General features: G+C 51.4%; 21 protein-coding genes and 1 tRNA gene. 9 read left to right on the top strand and 13 right to left on the bottom strand.

Annotated elements, in window-relative coordinates:
* Positions 1-9: 9 nt before the first annotated feature.
* Positions 10-672, top strand: coding sequence for a fructose-6-phosphate aldolase (fsa, locus tag ACP3TC_RS01325; protein WP_313854127.1), 663 nt, complete (start codon positions 10-12; stop codon positions 670-672).
* A gap of 13 nt (positions 673-685) precedes the next feature.
* Here the strand turns inward: fsa and ACP3TC_RS01330 are convergent, their stop codons facing one another.
* The gene (locus tag ACP3TC_RS01330; RefSeq protein WP_313854124.1) at positions 686-1,144 is read right to left on the bottom strand and encodes a MarR family winged helix-turn-helix transcriptional regulator; all 459 of its coding nucleotides are present in this window, start codon (positions 1,142-1,144) and stop codon (positions 686-688) included.
* Positions 1,145-1,279: 135 nt separating this feature from the next.
* Positions 1,280-2,146: a glutathione-dependent disulfide-bond oxidoreductase gene (gene yghU / locus ACP3TC_RS01335; RefSeq protein WP_313854122.1), complete on the bottom strand. Its 867-nt coding sequence runs from the start codon at positions 2,144-2,146 to the stop codon at positions 1,280-1,282.
* 422 nt (positions 2,147-2,568) lie between these two features.
* Here yghU and fhuE point away from each other — a divergent pair, with 422 nt between their 5' ends.
* Together fhuE and ACP3TC_RS01345 are read left to right on the top strand one after the other, a co-directional pair.
* The gene (fhuE, locus tag ACP3TC_RS01340) at positions 2,569-4,785 is read left to right on the top strand and encodes a ferric-rhodotorulic acid/ferric-coprogen receptor FhuE (protein WP_426817367.1); all 2,217 of its coding nucleotides are present in this window, start codon (positions 2,569-2,571) and stop codon (positions 4,783-4,785) included.
* Positions 4,786-5,121: 336 nt separating this feature from the next.
* Entirely contained in the window at positions 5,122-6,267 is a 1,146-nt protein-coding gene (locus ACP3TC_RS01345) for a lactonase family protein (RefSeq protein ID WP_426817368.1), read from the top strand.
* A gap of 111 nt (positions 6,268-6,378) precedes the next feature.
* Here the strand turns inward: ACP3TC_RS01345 and ACP3TC_RS01350 are convergent, their stop codons facing one another.
* Together ACP3TC_RS01350 and ACP3TC_RS01355 are read right to left on the bottom strand one after the other, a co-directional pair.
* Entirely contained in the window at positions 6,379-7,338 is a 960-nt protein-coding gene (locus ACP3TC_RS01350) for a 2-hydroxyacid dehydrogenase (protein WP_426817369.1), read from the bottom strand.
* Positions 7,319-8,713, bottom strand: a complete 1,395-nt coding sequence (locus ACP3TC_RS01355; protein ID WP_426817370.1) for an MFS transporter — start codon at positions 8,711-8,713, stop codon at positions 7,319-7,321. Before ACP3TC_RS01355 ends, ACP3TC_RS01350 begins: the two co-directional genes overlap by 20 nt.
* A gap of 639 nt (positions 8,714-9,352) precedes the next feature.
* Here ACP3TC_RS01355 and ACP3TC_RS01360 point away from each other — a divergent pair.
* Both ACP3TC_RS01360 and ACP3TC_RS01365 read left to right on the top strand, forming a co-directional pair.
* A complete protein-coding gene (locus ACP3TC_RS01360; RefSeq protein ID WP_426817371.1) occupies positions 9,353-10,336 on the top strand; it encodes a DUF1852 domain-containing protein in 984 nt (327 codons plus the stop codon).
* A gap of 27 nt (positions 10,337-10,363) precedes the next feature.
* Positions 10,364-11,395, top strand: coding sequence for a methionine synthase (locus tag ACP3TC_RS01365; RefSeq protein ID WP_313854112.1), 1,032 nt, complete (start codon positions 10,364-10,366; stop codon positions 11,393-11,395).
* A gap of 250 nt (positions 11,396-11,645) precedes the next feature.
* Here the strand turns inward: ACP3TC_RS01365 and cspE are convergent, their stop codons facing one another.
* The 8 genes from cspE to aspA form a co-directional block, all read right to left on the bottom strand.
* The gene (gene cspE / locus ACP3TC_RS01370) at positions 11,646-11,858 is read right to left on the bottom strand and encodes a transcription antiterminator/RNA stability regulator CspE (RefSeq protein ID WP_313854110.1); all 213 of its coding nucleotides are present in this window, start codon (positions 11,856-11,858) and stop codon (positions 11,646-11,648) included.
* 480 nt (positions 11,859-12,338) lie between these two features.
* A complete protein-coding gene (locus ACP3TC_RS01375; RefSeq protein WP_313854109.1) occupies positions 12,339-12,695 on the bottom strand; it encodes an MmcQ/YjbR family DNA-binding protein in 357 nt (118 codons plus the stop codon).
* Positions 12,696-12,973: 278 nt separating this feature from the next.
* A tRNA-Phe gene (locus ACP3TC_RS01380) sits at positions 12,974-13,049 on the bottom strand.
* 99 nt (positions 13,050-13,148) lie between these two features.
* A complete protein-coding gene (dicD, locus tag ACP3TC_RS01385; protein WP_313854108.1) occupies positions 13,149-13,727 on the bottom strand; it encodes a division control transcriptional repressor DicD in 579 nt (192 codons plus the stop codon).
* Between the two features lie 79 nt (positions 13,728-13,806).
* Positions 13,807-15,531 (bottom strand): protein-disulfide reductase DsbD, encoded by a 1,725-nt coding sequence (locus ACP3TC_RS01390; RefSeq protein WP_426817372.1) that lies wholly within the window; start codon positions 15,529-15,531, stop codon positions 13,807-13,809.
* A complete protein-coding gene (cutA, locus tag ACP3TC_RS01395; protein WP_313854105.1) occupies positions 15,507-15,830 on the bottom strand; it encodes a divalent cation tolerance protein CutA in 324 nt (107 codons plus the stop codon). Before cutA ends, ACP3TC_RS01390 begins: the two co-directional genes overlap by 25 nt.
* Positions 15,831-15,954: 124 nt before the next feature.
* A complete protein-coding gene (locus ACP3TC_RS01400) occupies positions 15,955-17,256 on the bottom strand; it encodes an anaerobic C4-dicarboxylate transporter (protein ID WP_313854104.1) in 1,302 nt (433 codons plus the stop codon).
* A 120-nt stretch (positions 17,257-17,376) separates the two neighbouring features.
* Positions 17,377-18,813, bottom strand: coding sequence for an aspartate ammonia-lyase (gene aspA, locus ACP3TC_RS01405; protein WP_313854102.1), 1,437 nt, complete (start codon positions 18,811-18,813; stop codon positions 17,377-17,379).
* 342 nt (positions 18,814-19,155) lie between these two features.
* Here aspA and ACP3TC_RS01410 point away from each other — a divergent pair, with 342 nt between their 5' ends.
* From ACP3TC_RS01410 to ACP3TC_RS01425, 4 genes are all read left to right on the top strand, one after another.
* Positions 19,156-19,614, top strand: a complete 459-nt coding sequence (locus tag ACP3TC_RS01410; RefSeq protein WP_313854101.1) for an FxsA family protein — start codon at positions 19,156-19,158, stop codon at positions 19,612-19,614.
* A gap of 219 nt (positions 19,615-19,833) precedes the next feature.
* On the top strand, positions 19,834-20,127 hold the full coding sequence (locus ACP3TC_RS01415) for a co-chaperone GroES (RefSeq protein WP_426817373.1): 294 nt from the start codon (positions 19,834-19,836) through the stop codon (positions 20,125-20,127).
* 45 nt (positions 20,128-20,172) lie between these two features.
* Complete coding sequence (gene groL / locus ACP3TC_RS01420) at positions 20,173-21,819, top strand: chaperonin GroEL (protein WP_313854099.1); 1,647 nt, start codon at positions 20,173-20,175, stop codon at positions 21,817-21,819.
* A 190-nt stretch (positions 21,820-22,009) separates the two neighbouring features.
* The gene (locus ACP3TC_RS01425; protein ID WP_313854098.1) at positions 22,010-22,357 is read left to right on the top strand and encodes a DUF4156 domain-containing protein; all 348 of its coding nucleotides are present in this window, start codon (positions 22,010-22,012) and stop codon (positions 22,355-22,357) included.
* 55 nt (positions 22,358-22,412) lie between these two features.
* Here the strand turns inward: ACP3TC_RS01425 and epmB are convergent, their stop codons facing one another.
* Positions 22,413-23,441: an EF-P beta-lysylation protein EpmB gene (epmB, locus tag ACP3TC_RS01430; protein WP_313854096.1), complete on the bottom strand. Its 1,029-nt coding sequence runs from the start codon at positions 23,439-23,441 to the stop codon at positions 22,413-22,415.
* Between the last annotated feature and the right edge of the window lie 12 nt (positions 23,442-23,453).

A 23,453-nucleotide genomic window follows, 5' to 3' on the forward strand; every position in this document is an offset into this window, starting at 1 on the left:
AGATAAACGATGGAATTTTATTTAGATACGGCAGATGTCGCTGAGGTGAAACGCCTGGCGGCGGTGTTACCGATTAAAGGTGTCACTACCAATCCCAGCATTGTCGCGCGCGGTAAGCGCGACATTACTAGTGTACTCGAGGAACTGGCATCGTTGCTGCCGGCTGACAGCACGCTGTTTGCCCAGGTCATTGCCAGAGAACCGGCAGCGATGGTGGAAGAGGCGCTAAAACTGCGGGAGGTGATTCCTGAGCTGGTAGTAAAAGTGCCGGTAACGCACAACGGGCTTAACGCCATTAAGCAACTGACTCAGCTTAATATTCCGACTTTGGGCACGGCGGTCTACGGTGCGGGGCAGGGTTTCTTTGCTGCGCTGGCCGGAGCCAGTTATATCGCGCCTTATGTGAATCGCATTGACAGCCAGGGCGGTGATGGCATTGGGCTGGTCACCGAGCTACAGAAACTAATCGGCCTGCATTGCCCTGACAGCAAAGTGCTGGCAGCCAGTTTCCGTACTCCGCGTCAGGTGCTTGACTGCATGCTGGCAGGTTGTCAGGCGATTACCGTTGACCCGCAGGTAGCAGAGATGTTTTTACTGGATCCGGCAGTCGATGATGCCCTGAAACGTTTCGACCACGACTGGTCAGCGGCGTTTGGTACTCTGGCGCTGTAATCAGTGAATGCGCTTAGCCGTTGAGGTTATCGCGCAGCGTTTCCAGTTGTTGTTTCAACTCTTGCAGGGTCCCGGCATCACAGGCCGCCGCACAATGTATCGATTCCGGAATCGTCGTGGCTTGCTGGCGCAACTGGCGACCCTGCTCACTTAATGTTACCACCACCTGGCGTTCGTCCTGTCTTGAGCGCTGGCGGTGGAGCATGCCAGCCGCTTCAAGGCGCTTCAGCAGCGGCGTCAGCGTAGCGGAATCAAGAAACAGACGTTCACCGATCTCTGAAACCGTCACATCATCCTTCTCCCACAGCACCATCATCACCAGATATTGCGGATAGGTCAGTTCAAGTTTTGCCAGTAGCTGCCGGTAAAGTTTGTGCAGCGCCAGATTGGCGGAATAGAGGGCAAAGCAGAGCTGTTGATCCAACAGCAGCGGGGCTTCATCCGGGTTTGAATTATTTGTAGGTGTTGTCATAGCTGAAAATATAGGTAGGGCACTACCTGATTGCAAGCGAATTTCCTCGTTGTGCGCTGGCTGGCTGCTGCGGGGAGATAAGGAGCGACATTAACGCCGCCCCTTGTGCAGATAAGAGGCTTCGCAGCCCGAAAATTATGACTGACGCTTATCTTCAGTGCGCAGCTCGAAATCGCTGGCATCGTGGCGTTCGTGCAGCTGTTGCGAGAGCTCGCCGGTGGTGCGGTTGACGATGCGACCACGCTGTACCGCCGGGCGTTGTTCAATTTCTTTTGCCCAGCGTTGCAGGTGGGTATACGACGCCGCATCAATAAATTCGGCGGCTTCATACAGCCCGCCCAATACCAGGTTGCCATACCACGGCCAGATTGCGATATCAGCGATCGAATAATCTTCTCCCGCAATATAACGATGCTCAGCCAGCTGACGATTCAGCACATCCAGCTGGCGCTTGGCTTCCATCGTAAAGCGGTTAACCGCGTATTCGATCTTCTCTGGCGCGTAGTGATAGAAATGGCCGAAACCACCGCCCAGATAAGGCGCAGAGCCTTGCAGCCAGAACAGCCAGTTGAGCACTTCAGTACGCGCTGCCGGGTTTTTCGGAACAAAGTGCCCGAACTTCTCTGCCAGATACAGCAGGATGGCACCAGATTCGAAAACACGCGTTGGCGGATTGGTCGAGCAGTCAAGCAGTGCCGGGATTTTGGAGTTCGGGTTCACATCAACAAAGCCGCTGGAGAACTGGTCGCCTTCGCCGATGCGAATCAGATGCGCATCATATTCTGCGCCACTGACATTCAGCGCCAGCAGCTCTTCCAGCAGAATCGTCACTTTCTGACCGTTAGGCGTGCCCAGCGAATAGAGCTGTAGCGGGTGTTTACCTGAGGGTAGTGCGGACTCATGCGTCGGTCCGGCAATCGGACGATTGATACTGGACCAGTTGCCGCCGTCCTGTTGGTTCCAGCTCCAGACTTTAGGAGGCTGATAGTTATTTTCCGCCATGATAATGACCTGCCTTTGCTGAGAGTTGAGTGTTTTTCCGTGTTTGAGTGTAGCACTCTGGCATCAGCAGATTTAACCGCATGAGGGATTGGCAGTAGCGGTAGTGGTAGGGTCGCAGGACAGTGCTTAAAGATGAAAAAATTTAACCTCGCCGACGCTGTCACATCCTTTTACATGAATAATCAAAATGATTATACTTCTCATTCGCTTTACTGGTCATTCACTCCAAAAGATTCTTAAAAACACCAGTAAGCAGTGGTGATAGCTACAGGGAAATACGCTGAGATGCGCAGCGCTGTTATGGCAGAAATCGTTACTGCCACAGGGAAAACCTGACCGAATGCGTGACGTTTCTGTAGCCAGAAACGGCGGCAGCGGTCGTCCAGATAATTAAAAATAATAAAGTGTTTTAAGGGTGAATAATGTTTTTTGCTTCAGGCAGTAACAGGATAAATCTCGTCAGCGCTTGCGCGTTGGTCAACGTCAACCCGCCATCCCTTTCGCTACTTGCAGTGCTTGTCGCCACTGCTTTACCGCTACCTTATGCCACGGCAGCGGAAACCACGCCAAAAAAAGAAGAAACCTTAACGGTGGATGCCGTCACTGCCGATGAAGCCAGCCCCGAGAATAGCGATTACAATCCGCCGCTCACTCGTGCCGGAACAAAAATGTTGCTGACCGCGCGCGATACGCCACAGTCGGTCAGTATTATCAGCCAGCAGCGCATGGAAGATCAGCAACTGCAGACGCTGGGTGAAGTGCTGAAAAATACCACCGGCGTGACGGAAAAAGTGGCGGACTCTGACCGCAGCACGTTCTATTCCCGTGGTTTTTTAATTGATAATTATATGGTCGATGGCATTCCGACCCAGTTTGAAGAACGCTGGAATTTAGGTGACGCGCTTTCCGATACTGCCATTTATGAACGTATTGAAGTGGTGCGCGGTGCCACCGGCCTGATGACCGGCGCTGGTAATCCGTCGGCTTCGGTAAACATGGTGCGTAAGCATGCCAACAGCCGTGAATTTGTCGGGAATGTTTCCGCCAGTTACGGTAGCTGGGATAAACAGCGTTATGTTGCCGATCTGTCCGCACCTTTGAGCGAATCAGGTGATGTGCGTGGACGTGTGGTTGCCGGGTATCAGGATAATGACAGCTGGATCGACCGTTATAACAGTAAGAAGAAATTCCTTTATGGCATCATTGATGCTGACCTGACGGATTCGACCACCCTGTCGCTGGGCTATGACTATCAGGAAACTAACGTTAATAACCCAACCTGGGGCGGCATGCCACGCTGGTATAGTGACGGCAGCAAAACCCATTATGACCGCAGCTTTAGCACCGCGCCTGACTGGGCATTCAGTGATAAAACATCGAAAAAAGTCTTCGCCAGCCTGAAACAAAGTTTTGATAATGGTTGGCAGTTCACGGTTAACGGTGCCCACACCGAAGTCGATTTCGACAGTAAAATGCTCTATATCGACGGCTACTTCGATAAAACTACCGGTATTGGCGTTAGCCCGTATGCTAATTATCCGGTGGTCGGTGGAACCGGCTGGAACTCCGGTAAGCGTAAGGTTAATGCAGTTGATGCTTTTGCCTCTGGCCCTTATGAACTGCTGGGGCGTCAGCATGAACTGATGGCGGGTGTCAGCTACAGCCAGCAGAAGAACCGCTATGTTAACTCTTGGGCCAACCTTAGCCCGGAAGATGTGGGTGATTTCAATAACTGGAACAGCCATTATCCTGAGACCGCGTGGGGCGAGCAGAACGTTGCACAGGATGATACGATCCATCAAAAATCCGCTTATATTGCTACCCGCGTCTCGCTGGCGGACCCGTTGCATCTGATTGTCGGCGCGCGCTACACCAGGTGGAGCACCAGCACTATGACGGTGGATATGGAGAAAAATAATATCTCTCCTTATACCGGCCTGATTTACGACATCAACGATACCTGGTCCGCTTATGCCAGCTATACCTCAATCTTCAACCCGCAGTCGTATCGTGACATCAACGGCAGCTATCTCTCTCCGGTTACCGGCAAAAACTACGAGACCGGTGTGAAAGCGGACTGGCTGAACAGTCGTCTGACCACCTCGCTAGCGGTGTTCCGTATTGAGCAGGATAACGTGGCGCAAAGCACCGGATCGATTATTCCGGGCACCAACGACACGGCTTACTATGGTGCTCAGGGTACCGTCAGCAAAGGCATTGAATTCGAAATCAACGGCGCGGTGACTGATAATCTGCAAATGACGTTCGGCGCCACGCGCTATGTTGCTGAAGATAACCAGGGAGAAGCGGTTAATCCAACGCTGCCGCGTACCACGCTGAAACTGTTTACCAGCTATCGTTTGCCAATGCTGCAGGATCTTACCGTTGGCGGCGGGGTCAACTGGCAGACCCACGTATGGGATCATGTTGAAGGCCCGGATGGCAACGGCACCTTGTATGCCGAGCAGGGTAGCTATGCACTGGTTAGCCTGTTCAGCCGCTATCAGGTGACAAAACAGCTGTCGGTGCAGGCCAACGTCAACAACCTGTTCGACAAAACTTACGATACTTCGGTAAGCCGTTCATTGATTTACGGCGCGCCACGTAATCTGTCGGTAACGGCCAATTACAGCTTCTGATGTTAAATCGGGTGCCTTAAGGATAAGGCATCCGATCCTGATTTTACTTCTCTTTATTCAACTGCGGCATGGCTATACAACCTAATCATCTGCCGCCGACGACTAACCGGCGGTGATTCTCCCTGCTGGAGTGGCCTGGCCCGGCTATCTGGGGCAATTCGGTCTCAAACGCATGTTTTGCCCTGGAAGAACGAGAAGAAACAGCCAGGCTGTTGATGCAGGGCAGTAAAAATCTCAGTCACTTAGCGATGACAATGCCGCTGAGCTATATAAAGTGTTTCCACCCACTGTTAATCCTGCTTACCTCCCCCTACAGAATGGCAAAAGGACAAAACAATGAAAAAACGACTTTATGCGGGTGCATTACTGTCAATAATGACGGTGGCCGCTGCGGCTCAGGCGCAGAGTCTGGTATATGTTTCTAACGCTGAAAGCGGCACGGTGACTGGCTATCAGCTGGACAAATCGAATAAAACACTGATCCCGATCGGCACGTTCCCGGCCGGAGATAACGCGATGTCTTCGGTGGTGTCGCCGGATAACAAAATGCTCTACGTCTCGGTACGCAGCAAGCCTTATCACGTGGTGGCGTATCATATTCAGCCGGATGGCAAGCTGGAGAAGGCCGGGCAGACGACGCTGCCGGAGAGCATGGCTTATCTCTCTCTCGATAAGCAGGGGAAATTTCTACTGAGCGCCTCCTACGGTGGTGATCTGTTCAGTATCAACCGTATCGGCAGCAATGGGCTGGTGGAGGAAAAACCGGTACAGGTTGTTCATACCGGCAAGCGCGCCCATGCGATCCAGGTTGATCCCACTAATCATTATCTTTATGTCACGCTGCTTGGGGCCGATCAGCTGCTGCAATACCATTTTGATGCGGTAACCGGCAAAGTGACGCCGAACGATCCACCGTTTATCAATATTCAGGATGAAGCCGCCACCGGCCCGCGACATTTCGTGATGGCTCCGCAGCCGGATCGGCAGGGCAAACGCAGTATGTATGTTCTGACCGAGATGGCCGGCAATATTACTCGTCTGACGCTGAATAAAGACGGCACCACCACTGAAGCAGAAGCGGTCAGTTCGGTCTCACCTGACGAAGATATGCAGCGCGGCGAAGCACAGCCGCTGAACGGTGATAAGCTGCCGCCGTCAAACAAGCCGCGTATCTGGCAGGCCGATATTCATATCACACCGAATGGTCGCTTTCTGTATTCTACCGAGCGCACCAGCAGCACGTTGACCTCGTTTTCTGTCGATACCAGTGATGGCCATCTGACACGACTTGCCAGTATCAAAACCGAACAGCAGCCGCGTGGTTTTGCTATTGATAACAGCGGTCGCTTTTTGGTCGAGTCCGGGCAGAAATCCGATCGGCTTTCCCTCTACACCATTAACGACTCGACTGGTGCACTGACGCTGGTTGGTCGCTATCCTACCGGCAAAGGGGCAAACTGGATCTCGCTGGTTGAGCAGTAACGTCAGGCGACGATCCGCAGCAGTCGGTAGTGGATCGCAACTGTCAGAGCCACGATCATCCTAATCTGTTGAAATGGCGGAGCGCGTACTCCGGCGCTCCGCCATTTCAGGTTAACAGACCCTGGTCAGCACCTTCTCCCCTTGCGAGAAAGCCAGCAGGTTTTCAAATACCAGATCGGCCATCGCCTGCATGGTTTCATCAGTGCTGCTGGCAATATGTGGCGTCACCACCACATTATCGCGCTGCAACAGCGCCGCCGGTACTGATGGTTCATGTTCAAATACGTCCAGCGCGGCTCCGGCAATGGTGCCACTGTCCAGCGCGGCAATCAGCGCCTGTTCATCCACCACGCTACCGCGTGCAATATTTATCAGATAGCCTTTAGCGCCCAGCGCCTGCAACACCTCCGCATTAACCAAATGGTGTGTCTCCGCGCCGCCGGGCAGCGTCAGCACCAGAAAGTCGGATTGCTGCGCCAGAGACAGCAGTGAGTCGTGACGCGTCCACGGCACCTGCGGGCGCGAGCGGGGATTGTAGTAGTGAATATCCATATCAAAGGCTTCGGCGCGACGCGCCAGCTCACGACCAATACTGCCAAGCCCGAGGATACCACACACCTTTCCACCTGGTTTGGTGGCGGGCGCAAAGCGCCCCTGTGACTGCCAGTTACCGGCGCGGGTATAGCGGTCGGCTTCGTTGATGCGGCGGGCAATATTCAGCAGCAGCGCCATGCCAAGGTCGGCAACGCAGGAGTTAAGCACCGTGGGCGTATTGGTCACCACAATCCCTCTGGCCTTCGCGGCAGCGATATCGATAGCATCGTAACCAACGCCATTGCTGCAAATTACTTTCAGATTGGGCAAGCGTGCGATTAGCCCGGCGGATGCCCCCATTTGCGGATTGCCGCTGGTCAGAATGGCGTCGATATCCGGACCAACCTCTCGCAGCAGCGCCTCGGGATCGGCCGCTTCCCATAAGCGATAAGTGGTGAACTGCTGATCCACATTGTTGAGCAGACGCTGTGGCAGGTGTGGACCTTTAATCAGTACCTTAAACTGTTTTAATGCCATGTTGGTTTCCTTGTTGCTGATACGCAGACTCTGCCGACGGTTGCTCTTCGCCGACACGTTCAATCGGGCCCATTACAAACAGGAACAGCAGCGCGGCAACCACACAGTGCGCGCCGACAAAAATCAGCCCGATGCCATAACTGCCGGTTAGCGCGACAATCACGCCGAACAGGATGGGAGTAGTAAAACCGGCAATATTGCCGAAGCCGTTAAAGAATGCGCCAGCCAGCCCGACGGCTTCTTTTGGTGCGGTATCAGCAATAATCGCCCAGGTGCCGGCACCGGCTGCCACACCCTTGCCGTAAAAGGCAAAAGACATCACCGTAATAATCCAGAAATTGCTGTTAAGCCCGGCGGCAATAATCAGCGAGGCCGCCATCAGCATACCGACGATATAAGGGGTTTTACGCGCCCACGACAGGCTCCAGCCGCGCTGTATTAGCCGGTCAGAAATAAAGCCGCCGGATATCGAGCCGAGGAAGCCAAATAATGCCGGAGCGACGGTAGCAAAGCCGGCATCAAGAATATTCATGCCGCGTGCCTGCACCAGATAAATCGGGAACCAGGTGATAAAGAAATAACTCAGTGCAATAACGCAGTACTGGCCAATATAAGCGCACCACAGCATGCGGTTGGTTAACAGTTTTTTCACCAACTGACGTGAGACGCGGGGTTTGGCTTTTCGCTCCTGCAGTGAATCGATCTCCACCAGGCCGCCACCGTCGACGATATGGCGCAGTTCCCGTTCAGAAACGCCAGGATGTTTACGTGGTTCATTCATATATCCGAGCCAGAACAGCAGGGCGATAAGCCCGATGGCTCCCAGCACAAAGAACGGCCATTCCCAGCCATAGCGGGAAACCAGCCAGCCCGACAGCGGCGAGAAAATGGCGACGGCAAAATACTGCGCTGAACTGAACAGCGATGAGGCCCGGCCACGTTCGGCGCTGGGAAACCACATAATAGTGACGCGGGCATTGGCCGGAAAGCTTGGCGCTTCAATCAGGCCAAGGGCAAATCGCAGGCCGAACATCAGCATCAGCGCGCCACTTAGCCCGCTGGCAAACTCGCCGATAAATCCCATCGCCAGAGTCGCCAGCGACCACAGGCCCAGCGTGATGCCATAGACCTTTTTGGTGCCAAAACGATCAAGAAACAATCCTCCGGGGATCTGACCGATCACATAGGCCCAGCTAAAGGCAGACAATACAAACCCCAGCTGTATAGCCGATAGCCCAAACTCATCTTTCATCGCCGAGCCGGACATGGAAAGGATTGAGCGATCGGCATAGGCCACGGCGGAGAGCAGCAGAATCAGCATTAATATCCAGATCCTGACATAGCTGTTTTTTCTTGCTAACTGATTGGTCAACATAACGCGGACTCCTTAAATTGCAGGCAGGGCTTATGGACTGGTCATCGTCAGGAATACCGCATACGTTCCTTTTGTTAACGAAATATAGTTAGCATGTTAATGATTGGTCATTGTGCGAATGGTGAAATTATTGGCGTATTTCATTCGGATATCTGGAGATAGTTACAACGGGCTTTGCGGTGACGCACAAATTGAGTAAAAGAGACGGGTGAGTTTTGTGGAGTGTGCGGTGGGTGGAAGTTTTATACATGAAGTTCTGTCTGGCAGGAGATTTAAACTGCGGCATGCTGCTCAGAGCGTGTGAAAATCATTGAGGATGACGATCCACAGTGCAGCACGTCGCCGGGCCATCAACGATACACCCAGGATGATTAATCTTCATATTTAACGTGTTACGACAGGTGTTTCAGTGGCTGAATCTGAACATTTGCTTTGCCACATCCCTGACCGTACACCTGATCATGAAGATAGCTCATGTTCAGTGAAATTAAATCACTTTTCCTCAATCAATGACTCAGGCATAAAAGAGACACTGTTATTCACTATAGCTATATGAAGACGACTGAAAGAAACCCGCAAGCCCTGAAAAGCAAGCAATAAGATCAGGTTTTAAATCAGAAGTCAGGGTGTCAGATTACAATGAAAAAAGAATTCACATTTGCTATTAAGAGCATTCGTTTCGACGAAAATTATAATCCCTCGAAAAACACGCGCATCACTACCAACTTTGCTAATTTGGCAAGGGGTGAGAAACGCCAGGACAACTTACGCAACACCCTGGTGATGATTGACAATCGTTTCAACTCATTGGCACATTGGGATAACCCCAAGGGAGATCGCTATTCTGTCGAGCTTGAAATCATTACTGCCCAGCTGAATGTTAATGTCGAAGGCAGGAACGATACCTTCCCGGTGATTGAAATATTAAAAACGAATATCGTTGATAAAAAAACCAACCAACGCATTGAAGGCATTGTAGGAAATAATTTTTCCTCTTACGTGCGAGATTATGATTTTAGCGTTTTACTGCCAGAACACAATAATAATCAACCCAAGTTTAGTCTGCCGGATAACTTTGGTGAATTACATGGCAATATTTTTAAATGCTTCATTAACTCAGATGTTTATAAAGCGAACTTTAAAAAAAATCCGGTTATATGCCTGAGTGTTTCGAGTAAAAATGTCTATTACCGTACGGGTAATCAACATCCTGTATTAGGCGTCGAATATCAGCAGGATGTACCTTCTTTGACTGATGAGTATTTCGCAAAAATGGGATTGCGGGCTCGCTATTTCATGCCTGAAAACAGTGTTGCGCCATTGGCTTTTTATTTTACTGGCGATTTACTTACTGATTACACCGATCTTGAGCTTATCAGTACCATCAGCACGATGGAGACGTTCCAAAAAATTTATCGGCCTGAAATTTATAATGCTAATTCCGCAGCAGGAAAACAGTATCAGCCTAGTCTGAATTTCCAGGATTATTCTTTAACCCGAATTGTTTATGACAGAGAAGAACGTAGCCAGTTGGCGGTTGAGCAGGGGAAGTTTACTGAAGAACACTTCATCAAACCCTACCAAACGGTTCTTGAACAATGGTCTGCTCATTCCGTTCTTTGATTAGTCAAAAATACAAGGTCATCTATTATGAAAAAATTATTACCCACTTCAACCGCTGGCAGTTTACCGAAGCCCTCATGGCTCGCACAACCTGAGACACTTTGGTCACCGTGGAAATTAGAAGGTCAGGAATTAATTGACGGCAGACAAGATGCTCTGCGTCTGTGCCTGGAAGATCAGCAACAAGCTGGTATTGATATTGTCAGTGATGGCGAGCAAACGCGTCAACATTTTGTCACGACGTTTATTGAGCACCTCAGCGGAGTGGATTTCGAAAAGCGTGAGACGGTTAAAATTCGTAATCGTTACGAAGCGAGCGTGCCGACAGTGGTTGGCCCCGTGAGCCGTCAAAAGTCTGTTTTTGTTGAAGATGCCAAGTTTTTACGCCAGCAAACCAGCCAACCTATCAAATGGGCTCTGCCTGGGCCGATGACGATGATCGATACGCTTTATGATAATCACTATAAAAGTCGCGAAAAACTCGCCTGGGAATTCGCTAAAATTCTCAATGAAGAAGCCAAAGAATTAGAGGCCGTCGGCGTCGATATTATCCAGTTTGATGAGCCAGCATTTAATGTGTTCTTTGATGAGGTAAATGACTGGGGAATTGCCACGTTAGAAAGAGCTATTGAAGGGCTTAAATGTGAAACCGCTGTGCATATTTGCTACGGCTATGGCATCAAAGCCAATACCGACTGGAAAAAAACGCTGGGTACAGAGTGGCGCCAATATGAAGAGATTTTTCCAAAACTGCAAAAATCTAATATCGATATCATTTCACTGGAATGTCAAAACTCCCATGTTCCGATGGAACTGATGGAGCTGATCCGGGGTAAAAAGGTGATGGTTGGCGCTATTGACGTGGCAACCAATACCGTTGAGACGCCAGAGGAAGTCGCGGCTACGCTGCGAAAAGCCCTGCAGTTTGTCGACGCCGACAAGCTTTATCCTTGCACCAACTGCGGCATGATTCCTTTACCTCGTGGAGTCGCAAGAGGCAAGCTGGATGCCTTAAGCGCAGGTGCTGAAATCGTCAGAAAAGAGCTGCTGGCTAAATAACGTCGCTGGATATACGAGCGGTTAAACAGAACGCTGTCTGGGTTGAGCGATCGGATCGATCGCCTACTACCCCAGACCCTTAACCGGACTGAGCGATAACGGCCATCGCGGCAATAAAGTGAATCCTTAACGGTGAAATCAGGGTAATAAAAAACCCGCACCAGGCGGGTTCATTTTATTATCAGAGCGCTTAACTGCTCAGACTATTGTCTTCATCGCTATTGTAAGCGTCACTGATAATTAGCGCGTCTTACAGCGCTGTGACGTTTCCAGCCGCAGGGCCTTTAGCGCCATTTTCAATGGTGAAGGAGACCTGCTGACCTTCATCAAGTGTTTTGTAGTTGTCACTCTGGATAGCAGAGAAATGGACAAATACGTCCTTACTGCCGTCGTTCGGAGTGATAAAGCCAAAACCTTTATCAGAATTAAACCATTTTACTAAACCAGTCATTTTATTAGACATAGATACTTCCTTAATTAATGAGCCACTAAGAGCGGCGATGATGGCCTGTATTTAGAGTTACTTATTTGGCACTTAGGAGGAGGCTCACGAAGAAGGGTATCTGTGGATAACACCTGAACTGAGGACTGCTTTACTAAAACTGCTTTCATAAGGTCTGTATTCCAAACCGATGGCGTTATTAAGACATAGAGATATTATTTTAGCAAGGTTTATGTTTTTTATTTTAACCGCTTAAACATTCAGATGGCTGTACGGCTGCTAACGTCAAGGCGGATGCAAGCTACGACAACAGCAGGCGCGATCACCCCTCAATATTAATCATTAAGACTTATTTAAAGAATAATAAAATAGCGTTTTTCAATTCTGGTTACTGGAGGAAGTATGGAAAGTCTGTTTGTTTATGGAATTGGGACCTGGCCGTCCCAATTCTCATATTCTGGAAATTATTGGTGGCTCATGGCTGAAGGGGCAGGTCGGCATTCAACCCGAGGTCAGTTCATGACTTTCAGCCAGCAGATCGTGGATCTCTTTCTGCGATAACGGACCTGAAAGCACTATGCTTATCCAGTGCTCTTTATTCATATGGTAAGCCGGTAAAATCCCGTCCTTTTTGCGCAAAGACCCACTGTGTTCTGGCCTGACCTTAACCTCAAGAACATCGACTACCTCATCGGTCTTGAGACCCAGTCTGGAGCCAGGCACATTCATTACCAGCCCGAACCACTTTCCACCATTATGGTGGCGCAGAACTGCATAGCCAGGGAGATTGCGCCATAAAAATTCTGGCTCGGACTTATAGTGTTCGCGGGCATATTTAAACAGCGTTTCTCTTTTCATAGTGATTATCTGTCTTGAGGTAATTTCTGAATGTGTGCAGGCTGGGTTTCCGATAAGTACATAGGGTAGCTGCGGGTTCCGTAAAATCAATCTAATCTGCGACTTCATATGCAGCCTGGTGGTGATCAATCTACAAGGTATTCAGGGCGATGAGAGTCGTGTTTATTGGCGGTTTTAAACAGGTAAAGTGAACAGAATGGCTGGGGGGCATCAAAGAGGAGCGATCCCGTTGAGCGCTACAAAGCAAAAAACCCGCCAGAGGCGGGTTTCTTTAAATATGGTGCCCGAACTCGGAATCGAACCAAGGACACGGGGATTTTCAATCCCCTGCTCTACCGACTGAGCTATTCGGGCAACGGGGCGCATTAAACCGTAAAGGCCGTGTGGCGTCAACGGCTTTCTGCGAAAAACACGCTGACTGGCTGATTTTCAGTCATTCGGGATGAATAATGCTCAGGTCAATGCGCCGTTTTTACGACACAGTGCAAATCGCAGCACATCTTCCGCCAGCCGGTAAGCGGTTGCGACATCCTGTACATTGCGCTTGACCAGCAGCTTACTCAGGCAGCCTTCCAGAATCAGCTCCATCTGCTCGGCAACCAGCGTTGGGTTATCGGTCTCCAGCTCAGTCAGCAACTGATGGGTATATTGCCAGGAGGCGCGTTTTTGCTGCTCGGCAAGCTGGTGAATCGGATGGTCGGTCTGCGGGTAAAAACTGCAGGCGGCGATAAACAGGCAGCCGGGAAAGCGCCCATTACCGACAGACTCTTCCAGCACTTTGTAGCGTGCCAGCAGTTTCTCTTCGGCGTTAAGCGTCTCATCCAGCAGCAGCTGGTGTCGCCAGTTATCAATCTGCTGACCATGAAAGCGTAATGCGTCATAGAGCAGGGCGTCGCGATCGGGCCAGAAGCGCTGCAGCTGTTCCTGCGGGATATCGACATTGCCAGCCAGCATCGATAAAGATGTGGTGGCGGCCAGGCCGTTCTGCTCGAGCACGTTTAGCGCATGCTCGAGTATTTGTTCACGTTGCAAGTGAAACTCCTCTTGTATGCATTCCTCATCCGGCGTCAGGCCGGGATTCACGGTGACGATTTCTGGAAACAAGTGTCGTTTACTGGATGACTTTCTGCAAATGCGCCTTAAAAGCGGCCGCTTTCATAAAGCCGGTAATGCGCGATCCGGGAATCTCTTTACCGCTGGCGTCAAAAAACAGAATGGTCGGCAGCCCCAGCACCTGTAAGCGCTGTAACAGCGCGCTGTCAGTGGCGCTGTTAGCCGTGACGTCAGCCTGCAACAGTTGCACATCCGCCAGAGAGGCTTGCACCTGTGCATCACTGAAGGTGTATTTTTCAAACTCTTTGCAGGCTACACACCAGTCGGCATACAGATCAAGCATGCTGATTCTACCCTGATTATTTTTTAGCGCCTGAGTCAGCACGTCACTGCTGGTGATGCGGTTAAAATCCAGATGGGCCCCCGCGGTGGCGGCTGGCGGCGTTGCAAATGCCCAGTCCTGCAACGGGCGTACGCTGATTAGCGCGGCCAGCAACAGAATCAGCTGGACTACCCGCAGCCAGCCTTTGCCTTTGTTATTGCCAAGGCTGGTAATAAACGCCCAGCCAAAGAAGGCGACGCCCAGCAGGCTCCAGAGACGCAGACCCCACTGCTCGCCAATCACGCGCTCCAGCAGGAATACCGGTAAGGCGAGGATGACAAAACCAAAGCCCTCTTTCACCGTCTGCATCCATGGTCCGCTTTTTGGCAGCAGCTTATTGCCGAACAGGGTGATGGCAATCAGCGGCAGCCCCATGCCAAGTGCATACAGATACAGTGTTCCTGCGCCTGCCAGCATATTTCCGCTTTGGGCGATATACAGCAGAATCGCACTGAGCGGAGCGGTGGTGCAGGGAGAACAAATTAATCCGGCCAGCGCCCCCATCAGGAACACGCCGAACAGCGAGCCACCTTGCTGGCGATTACTCCACAGCGTCAGCCGGGTTTGCAGCGCAGAAGGCAATTGCAGTGAGAACAGGCCAAACATTGACAGAGCCAGTAGTACGAACAGCGCCGACAGGCCAATCAGGACATAAGGGTGTTGCAGCGCGGCCTGAAAGCGCAGGCCAGCGGCGGCGACCACGATGCCCATCAGAGTGTAGGTCAACGCCATTCCCTGCACATACACCAGCGCCAGTGCCAGCAGGCGTCCAAACGACAGGCGTTTACTGCCGCCGAGAATAATACCGGAAATCAACGGGTACATCGGCAACACGCAAGGGGTGAAAGCCACGCCGATGCCAATCAGTAGCGCCCAAAGTGGCGAGAACGGCAGATTGCTCTCTGTAGCCGCTGATTGCTGCTCACGACTGGCGCTGTTCGCTGTTTCAGGCGCTGCGTTGGCGGCGACTTTGCTTAACGGAATATCGCGGGTTTCCGGCGGATAACAGAAACCCGCGCTGGCACAACCCTGATACGTCACGCGTACCGTCGCATCGCCATCAGCCTGCAGTATCGTCAGCGGCAACTTCAGATCGTCAGGATAGATCTCGGTTTTGCCATAAAATTCATCTTCATGCGGCTGACCTGGCGGCAGGCTAAATTGCGCCAGCCGGGCAGCGTGCGGTTCGATAGTGATCTGCTGACGATAAAGGTAGTAGCCCGGCTTTACCTGCCAGCTGAGGGTGAGCTGGTTATCTTTCTGATTAAAATCGAAAGCAAAAGCCTGATTCACCGGCACAAACTGGCGGGTACTTTGTTGCCCGAACAGCGAGGCATTGGCCTGAATGCTGAACAGGCCGATTAGCAGAATAAAAACTAGCTTAAAGATGCGCTGAGCCATGACAGGTATTCACTCTCTCCATGTTGTACGGGCAGGACCAGAAGTTCCGGTGTCTGGTAAGGATGTGCGGCTTTCAACAGCTCGATAAGCTGTTGCTGATGGGCGACGTCACTTTTCAGCAGCAGCTGAACTTCAGTTGCCTGCTCAAGTTTTCCTTCCCAATAGTACCAGGAGGTGGCACCCGGCAGCATGGTAACGCAGGCGGCAAGCCTTGCTGCCAGCGCCTGAGCCGCCAGCTCTTCGGCACTGTCTTCGTCAGGTGCGGTGCACAGCAGCACAATAGCGGTGGACTGGCTCATCGAGCACTCCTATGGTGGAAAGCGCAAATTATATCACGCGGCTGTAGTGCCGGCTTTGACAGGATGTAAGCAACAGTGGCGAACAGTGCAACCCTCCCCACGGGATGGGGAGGGAGAAGGCAGATTATAAAATCAACTGGCCAAAAACAAAGCCAGCCAGCACTGACAGCACAATCGCTATCACGCCGGGGATCAGGAACGAGTGGTTAAAGACGAACTTACCAATACGCGTCGAGCCGGTATCATCCATTTCCACCGCCGCCAGCAGGGTCGGATAGGTCGGCAGTACAAACAGTGCCGATACCGCAGCAAAGGAAGCCACTGCGGTGATTGGCGAAACGCCGAGTACTAATGCCGCAGGCATCAGCGCTTTGGTGGTGGCGGCCTGTGAGTACAGCAGGGTTGAGGCGAAGAACAGCACGATTGCCAGCATCCACGGATAGCTTTGCAGCAGATCGCCAGCCACGGCCTGGATATCATCGATATGGGCTCTGACAAAAGTATCGCCCAGCCACGCGACGCCGAGCACACAGATACAGGCGCTCATTCCCGATTTAAAGGTGCTGGCAGAGAGGATTTCGCTGGTATCCACTTTACAGCTGACGCAGATTAGCGTGGCAATCGTCAACATAAACACCACGATGGCTTCATTGCGCGGCAGCACCGGGTTGCTGATCAGGCCGACGGTATCGCTGATGGCGGTAGCATAAAACACCACTGCCACGATGCCCAACAGGAACAGCAGCACTGAGCGTTTCGCGCCAGGTTTTTCTTCAAATACGCTGGCACCGCGCAGCGTGACCTCGCCTTTTTCCAGCTTCGACTGGTAGACCGGATCGTCTTTCAGCTCTTTGCCGAGGAAATTGGTAATCAGCGCGGCAATAAATATCGCTACCATGGTTGAAGGGATCGCCACCGCCAGCAGTTCAAGGTAGCTAATGCCTTGTGGCTCAAGAATACCGGCGAAGAACACCACGGCTGCGGAGATCGGTGAAGCGGTAATGGCAATCTGCGAGGCCACCACGGCAATCGACAGTGGACGCGAAGGGCGCACGCCTTGCTCTTTCGCCACCTCGGCAATTACCGGCAGGGTGGAGAACGCCGTATGGCCAGTACCAGCCAGTAGCGTCATCAGATAAGTCACCAGTGGTGCAAGGAAGGTTATGTGGCGCGGATGCTTGCGCAGCAGGCGCTCGGCAAGGCTGACCAGGTAATCCATCCCGCCCGCCACCTGCATGGCGGCAATGGCTGCAATCACCGCCATAATGATTTCAATCACGTCGAAGGGAATGGCACCGGGCTTTATCTGGCAGCCCAGCGTCAATACCAGCACGCCCAGTCCACCGGCGAACCCAATGCCAATCCCGCCCAGTCGCGCACCTAAATAGATGGCCAACAGGACGATGATCAGCTCAACTGTGATCATACTGTGCTCCTTGATAAGTAAATGAAAATTAACCGTTAATAATTTGTTTGCTGCAGACATGAAAAAGGCACGTCGTTCTGAGAACTGACGTGCCTTAAAAAAGTTTAACCGGTCTGAATTTTATTGTTCGTTTTCATCGGTATAGCGTTTTGCCTTATATGCCGGATGCATCAGATTCTGTATTGAGAAGATGTCATCCAGTTCTGCCTCGGTCAACAGGCCTCGCTCCAGCACCACTTCACGCACGCTCTTACCGGTTTCCGCACAGATCTTACCGACGATATCACCATTGTGGTGACCAATGTACGGGTTGAGATAAGTGACGATACCAATTGAGTTAAATACGTAAGCTTCACAGACTGCTTTGTTAGCGGTAATGCCATTGACGCATTTTTCCAGCAGATTATAACAGGCATTGGTCAAAATATGGATAGATTCAAACAGCGCCTGACCAATAACTGGTTCCATTACGTTCAGCTGCAGCTGACCGGCTTCTGAAGCCATCGTTACCGTGGTGTCGTTACCGATAACTTTAAAGCAGACCTGGTTTACCACTTCTGGCACCACCGGGTTAACTTTAGCTGGCATGATGGAGGAACCGGCCTGCAGTTCTGGCAGGTTAATCTCATTCAGACCGGCGCGCGGTCCGGAGGAGAGCAGACGCAGATCGTTACAGATCTTGGACATTTTCACCGCCAGGCGTTTTAGCGAGGAGTGAACCATCACGTAAGCGCCGCAGTCAGACGTCGCTTCGATCAAATCTTCTGCCGGTACGCAAGGCAGATTACTGACTTCCGCCAGTTTCTGAACCGCCAGCTGCTGATAGCCTTCCGGCGTGTTCAGGCGAGTACCGATAGCGGTAGCACCGAGGTTTACCTCGAGCAGCAGTTCACCGGTGCGCAGAATGCTTTTGATCTCTTCATTCAGCAGCACGCTGAAGGCGTGGAATTCCTGACCTAAGGTCATCGGTACCGCATCCTGCAACTGAGTACGGCCCATTTTGATCACAGATTCGAATTCGACGGCCTTGCGCTGGAAGCCTTCACCTAATTGCCCAATTGCATCAAGCAGTTTGAGAATCGAACTGTAAACCGCGATGCGGAAACCGGTAGGGTAGGCATCGTTGGTCGACTGGCATTTATTGACGTGATCGTTGGGATTAAGGAACTGATACTCACCTTTTTGATGGCCCATCAGCTCAAGGCCGATGTTAGCCAGCACTTCATTGGTATTCATGTTAACCGAGGTGCCGGCACCGCCCTGATAAACATCAACCGGGAACTGGTCCATGCATTTGCCGTTATTCAGCACTTCATCACAAGCCTGAATAATGGCGTTGGCGACGTTGCGAGGAATGGTCTGAAGTTCCTTATTCGCCATTGCTGCTGCTTTTTTCACCATTACCATGCCGCGAACAAACTCAGGGATGTCACTGATTTTGTTGTTACTGATATAGAAATTTTCAATCGCACGCAAAGTATGAACACCGTAGTAGGCATCTGCCGGAACTTCCCGCATACCTAACAGGTCTTCTTCGATACGAATGTTATTTACCATGGGAACCTTCTTGTTATTGCTACCGGTTAAGTCATCACAAATCGTGTGATTATTTCGTCGTGGAATGCCAGCGCCGATATTTTATCCGTTATCGACCAGGCGAGCACGATCATATGCTGTTATGTCAGAAATGCCGCAACACAGATCACTTAACGACAATTTACTAACGAAACGGTGTTAACAATATGTGATCGTAGTCCCAAAATTAACCCTGTGAAGTAATTTCGACCTTTCAGGTTGAAAAAGTGTCTGACCGTTCCCATCTCAGTAACTACGATTGTGATAATCGCCATTTTTTGCCGCCGTGCCTTTTGCGGGGTGGCCTCTACATAGGAGTATGCGGTGCGCTGGTTACCGTTTTTAGTGTTTTTTCTGCTGGCCTGGATAGAAATTTCCATCTTTATTCAGGTTGCGCACGTGATAGGCGTGCTGATGACCATGCTGCTGGTGATTTTCACCTCCTGCATCGGCGTGTCGCTGGTGAAAAACCAGGGTATTAAAAACTTTATGCTGATGCAGCAGAAGCTGGCGGCGGGCGAAAGTCCGGCGGTCGAGATGGTGAAAAGCGTTTCATTGATCCTCGCGGGTTTCTTGCTGTTACTGCCAGGTTTCTTCACCGATTTTATCGGTTTGTTGCTGTTACTGCCGCCGGTACAGAAGCACCTGACATTGAAACTGATGCCGCATCTGAAAGTATGGCGTGGCACAGCAGCCGGGCCCGATCGCGGTCAGACGTTCGACGGTGAGTACGAACGCAAAGATATTGAGCGTATTGAGCACGACGATCATAAAGATCGCTAAAACAACTGTTATCACTAATGGGTGAAGCCAGCTTCACCCATTTTTTTTATCAGCCTGATGACGGAAACTTAAGGCTAATCATTGGCAAGTAAAAAAAATTAATTTTTTGCCCTTGAAAGCAACCCACCCTGGCCCTATCTCTTCCGTCACGAGGCCGGCAGCCAATATGACCGGCTTTCATCCCAAAATTGATTGGACTTCTCAAAGGAGAGCTATCACATGAAAATTCGTCCATTGCACGATCGTGTAATCGTTAAGCGTAAAGAAGTTGAATCCAAATCTGCTGGCGGCATCGTTCTGACCGGCTCTGCTGCGGCGAAATCTACCCGTGGTGAAGTTCTCGCGGTAGGCAATGGCCGCATCCTGGAAAACGGTGATGTTAAGTCGTTAGACGTGAAAGTAGGTGATGTTGTCATTTTCAATGAAGGCTACGGCGCTAAAACTGAAAAAATCGACAATGAAGACGTGTTGATCATCTCTGAAAACGACATTCTGGCAATTGTTGAAGCGTAATTTACGCGTACCTCACTGAACGTAACCAATTGAAGGGAATTTAAAATGGCAGCTAAAGACGTAAAATTCGGTAATGATGCACGCGTAAAAATGCTACGTGGCGTTAACGTACTGGCAGATGCAGTAAAAGTTACCCTGGGCCCGAAAGGCCGTAACGTGGTTCTGGATAAATCTTTTGGTGCACCGACCATCACTAAAGATGGTGTTTCTGTCGCACGTGAAATCGAACTTGAAGACAAGTTCGAGAACATGGGTGCACAGATGGTGAAAGAAGTCGCTTCTAAAGCTAACGACGCTGCGGGCGACGGTACCACCACCGCTACCGTACTGGCACAGTCCATCGTAAACGAAGGCCTGAAAGCCGTTGCAGCGGGTATGAACCCAATGGACCTGAAGCGCGGCATCGACAAAGCGGTTATCGCTGCGGTTGAAGAGCTGAAAGCCCTGTCTGTTCCTTGCTCAGACTCTAAAGCAATTGCTCAGGTTGGTACTATCTCTGCTAACTCCGATGAGACCGTGGGTACTCTGATCGCTCAGGCGATGGAAAAAGTGGGCAAAGAAGGTGTTATCACCGTTGAAGAAGGCACCGGCCTGCAGGACGAGCTGGATGTGGTTGAAGGTATGCAGTTTGACCGTGGCTACCTGTCCCCTTACTTCATCAACAAACCAGAAACTGGCGCAGTAGAACTGGAAACGCCATTTATTCTGCTGGCTGATAAAAAAATCTCCAACATCCGTGAAATGCTGCCAGTACTGGAAGCCGTTGCTAAAGCCGGTAAACCACTGCTGATCATCGCTGAAGATGTTGAAGGCGAAGCACTGGCTACTCTGGTGGTTAACACCATGCGCGGCATCGTGAAAGTGGCTGCAGTTAAAGCACCTGGTTTCGGCGACCGTCGTAAAGCCATGCTGCAGGATATTGCGACCCTGACCGGTGGTACCGTTATCTCTGAAGAGATCGGTATGGAACTGGAAAAAGCCGTGCTGGAAGATCTGGGCCAGGCGAAACGCGTTGTTATCAACAAAGACACCACCATCATCATCGATGGCGTGGGTGAAGAGAGTGCTATCAAAGGTCGAGTCACTCAGATTCGTCAGCAGATCGAAGAAGCGACCTCTGATTACGATAAAGAAAAACTGCAGGAGCGTGTGGCTAAACTGGCAGGCGGCGTAGCCGTACTGAAAGTGGGTGCAGCAACTGAAGTTGAAATGAAAGAGAAGAAAGCGCGCGTTGAAGATGCTCTGCACGCGACCCGTGCTGCGGTTGAAGAAGGCGTGGTTGCTGGTGGTGGCGTAGCGCTGGTGCGTGTTGCCTCTAAACTGGCAGGCCTGACCGGTCAGAACGAAGACCAGACTGTTGGTATTCGTGTTGCACTGCGCGCGATGGAAGCTCCACTGCGTCAGATCGTTTCTAACGCCGGTGAAGAGCCATCTGTTGTGACTAACAACGTGAAAGCGGGCGAAGGCAACTACGGTTACAACGCGCAGACCGAAGAGTACGGCAATATGATCGACTTCGGTATCCTTGACCCAACTAAAGTGACCCGTTCTGCACTGCAGTACGCGGCCTCTGTAGCTGGCCTGATGATCACTACTGAATGTATGGTCACTGACCTGCCTAAAGGTGATGCGCCTGATATGGGTGCTGCTGGTGGCATGGGCGGCATGGGCGGTATGGGCGGAATGATGTAATCCCCCTCTGGTCGTAAAGCGAAACCCTCTGTCAGTAATGGCAGGGGGTTTTTCTTTTGTGGGGGAAAATAGTATAAGTAGTGGCGCGTGTTTAATAATGAACAGATTAAGTGGCAACGGATGGTTAAGAAAACCCACGGTTTTCTGGTACGCTTCTGCCTGACTCTGATGATAATAAATGGGGATTAAAATGCGGATTAACGTCTTGCTGGGACTCTCTGTCGCGGCGATGCTGCTGACAGGCTGTAGCACCACGAAAGAACTGGACTCAGCCGGTCAACGCGTGACTTTTACCGATCAACAACCGGCAGCTGAATGCCAGTTGCTGGGCAATGTCACCGGCTCGCAAAGCAACTGGCTGAACGGTTCCGGCGGCGAGGGGAGTTCACTGCGTGGCGCAGCGAACGATCTGCGTAATCGTGCGGCCGAAATGGGCGGCAACGTGATTTACGGCGCGACCAGTCCGACGCAGAACATCTGGTCCAGCTTTGCACCGCTGGACAGTAAGATGAGCGGCCAGGTTTATAAATGCCCGTAAGGGATATTCAGTTGCAGGAGCGGCGTTTTCGCCGCCCCTGTGATACTGAAGGGCATTATTCCTGGCGCAGCTGCAAATCCAGCTGCGTTTTACTTGGCTCACCGCCAATTTCACGCGCCAGCTTCGGCACCATATAACCTGATACCATCGACAGCAATTCCCGCACGATAGCGCGAGCTTTATCATCCGGCACAAAGAAGTGCGCGGCGCCCTGCACTTTATCCAGCACGTGCAGATAATAGGGCAGCACTCCGGCGTCAAACAGCGCATTGCTCAGCGCCGCCAGCGTGGTGGCATTATCATTGATACCGCGCAGCAGCACGCTCTGATTGAGCAACGTTACGCCGGCGCGCTTCAACATCAGCATAGCGTGACGTAGCGCATCATCAATTTCCTGCGCGTGGTTAATATGAGTCACCAGCAGTACCTGAAGACGCGATTGCGCCAGGCGCTGACACAGACTCTCGGTGATACGCGCCGGAATCACCACCGGCAGGCGGCTGTGAATACGCAGGCGTTTCAGGTGCGGAATCGCTTCCAGCTCGCCGATCAGCCAGTCCAGCTCATGGTCTTTTGCCATCAGTGGATCGCCACCGGAAAAAATAATTTCATCCAGTTCCGGGTGCTGACGAATATAATCGAGAGCGTTTTGCCAGTTGCGTTTGTTGCCCTGGTTATCCTGATAAGGGAAATGGCGGCGGAAACAGTAGCGACAGTTGACCGCACAACCGCCTTTTACCAGCAGCAACGCACGATTTTTGTATTTATGCAGTAAACCAGGCACCACGCTGCTTTGCTCATCGAGCGGGTCAGTGCTATAACCTGGTGCATCGACAAATTCCTGCTGAGCGGTCAAAACTTGCAGCAGCAGCGGATCTTGCGGATCGCCTTTCTTCATCCTCCAGACGAAGGCACGCGGCACGCGCAGGGCAAAAAGTCGGCGCGCGTCACGTCCTGCAACCAGCTCGGGATGCGAATCGAGAGCTAAAAGTTGCAGTAATTCATTTGGTTCAGTGATTACATCAGCAAGTTGCTGCAACCAATCTTCTCTGGAAGGGCTATTTAGGGTTACAATGTGTGCCATTTTTTTGGCTAA

Source organism: Winslowiella sp. 2C04, assembly GCF_050037805.1.
In the GTDB taxonomy this organism is placed as follows: domain Bacteria; phylum Pseudomonadota; class Gammaproteobacteria; order Enterobacterales; family Enterobacteriaceae; genus Erwinia; species Erwinia toletana_A.

Excerpts from the sequence above, each read along its gene's own strand:
- fsa (WP_313854127.1), top strand. The coding sequence starts at position 10 with ATGGAATTTTATTTAGATACGGCAGATGTCGCTGAGGTGAAACGCCTG.
- groL (WP_313854099.1), top strand. The coding sequence starts at position 20,173 with ATGGCAGCTAAAGACGTAAAATTCGGTAATGATGCACGCGTAAAAATG.
- ACP3TC_RS01390 (WP_426817372.1), bottom strand. The coding sequence starts at position 15,531 with ATGGCTCAGCGCATCTTTAAGCTAGTTTTTATTCTGCTAATCGGCCTG.
- ACP3TC_RS01415 (WP_426817373.1), top strand. The coding sequence starts at position 19,834 with ATGAAAATTCGTCCATTGCACGATCGTGTAATCGTTAAGCGTAAAGAA.
- aspA (WP_313854102.1), bottom strand. The coding sequence starts at position 18,813 with ATGGTAAATAACATTCGTATCGAAGAAGACCTGTTAGGTATGCGGGAA.
- ACP3TC_RS01400 (WP_313854104.1), bottom strand. The coding sequence starts at position 17,256 with ATGATCACAGTTGAGCTGATCATCGTCCTGTTGGCCATCTATTTAGGT.
- fhuE (WP_426817367.1), top strand. The coding sequence starts at position 2,569 with ATGTTTTTTGCTTCAGGCAGTAACAGGATAAATCTCGTCAGCGCTTGC.
- ACP3TC_RS01345 (WP_426817368.1), top strand. The coding sequence starts at position 5,122 with ATGAAAAAACGACTTTATGCGGGTGCATTACTGTCAATAATGACGGTG.
- cutA (WP_313854105.1), bottom strand. The coding sequence starts at position 15,830 with ATGAGCCAGTCCACCGCTATTGTGCTGCTGTGCACCGCACCTGACGAA.
- ACP3TC_RS01365 (WP_313854112.1), top strand. The coding sequence starts at position 10,364 with ATGAAAAAATTATTACCCACTTCAACCGCTGGCAGTTTACCGAAGCCC.
- epmB (WP_313854096.1), bottom strand. The coding sequence starts at position 23,441 with ATGGCACACATTGTAACCCTAAATAGCCCTTCCAGAGAAGATTGGTTG.
- ACP3TC_RS01350 (WP_426817369.1), bottom strand. The coding sequence starts at position 7,338 with ATGGCATTAAAACAGTTTAAGGTACTGATTAAAGGTCCACACCTGCCA.
- ACP3TC_RS01355 (WP_426817370.1), bottom strand. The coding sequence starts at position 8,713 with ATGTTGACCAATCAGTTAGCAAGAAAAAACAGCTATGTCAGGATCTGG.
- ACP3TC_RS01425 (WP_313854098.1), top strand. The coding sequence starts at position 22,010 with ATGCGGATTAACGTCTTGCTGGGACTCTCTGTCGCGGCGATGCTGCTG.
- ACP3TC_RS01360 (WP_426817371.1), top strand. The coding sequence starts at position 9,353 with ATGAAAAAAGAATTCACATTTGCTATTAAGAGCATTCGTTTCGACGAA.
- cspE (WP_313854110.1), bottom strand. The coding sequence starts at position 11,858 with ATGTCTAATAAAATGACTGGTTTAGTAAAATGGTTTAATTCTGATAAA.
- ACP3TC_RS01330 (WP_313854124.1), bottom strand. The coding sequence starts at position 1,144 with ATGACAACACCTACAAATAATTCAAACCCGGATGAAGCCCCGCTGCTG.
- ACP3TC_RS01375 (WP_313854109.1), bottom strand. The coding sequence starts at position 12,695 with ATGAAAAGAGAAACGCTGTTTAAATATGCCCGCGAACACTATAAGTCC.
- yghU (WP_313854122.1), bottom strand. The coding sequence starts at position 2,146 with ATGGCGGAAAATAACTATCAGCCTCCTAAAGTCTGGAGCTGGAACCAA.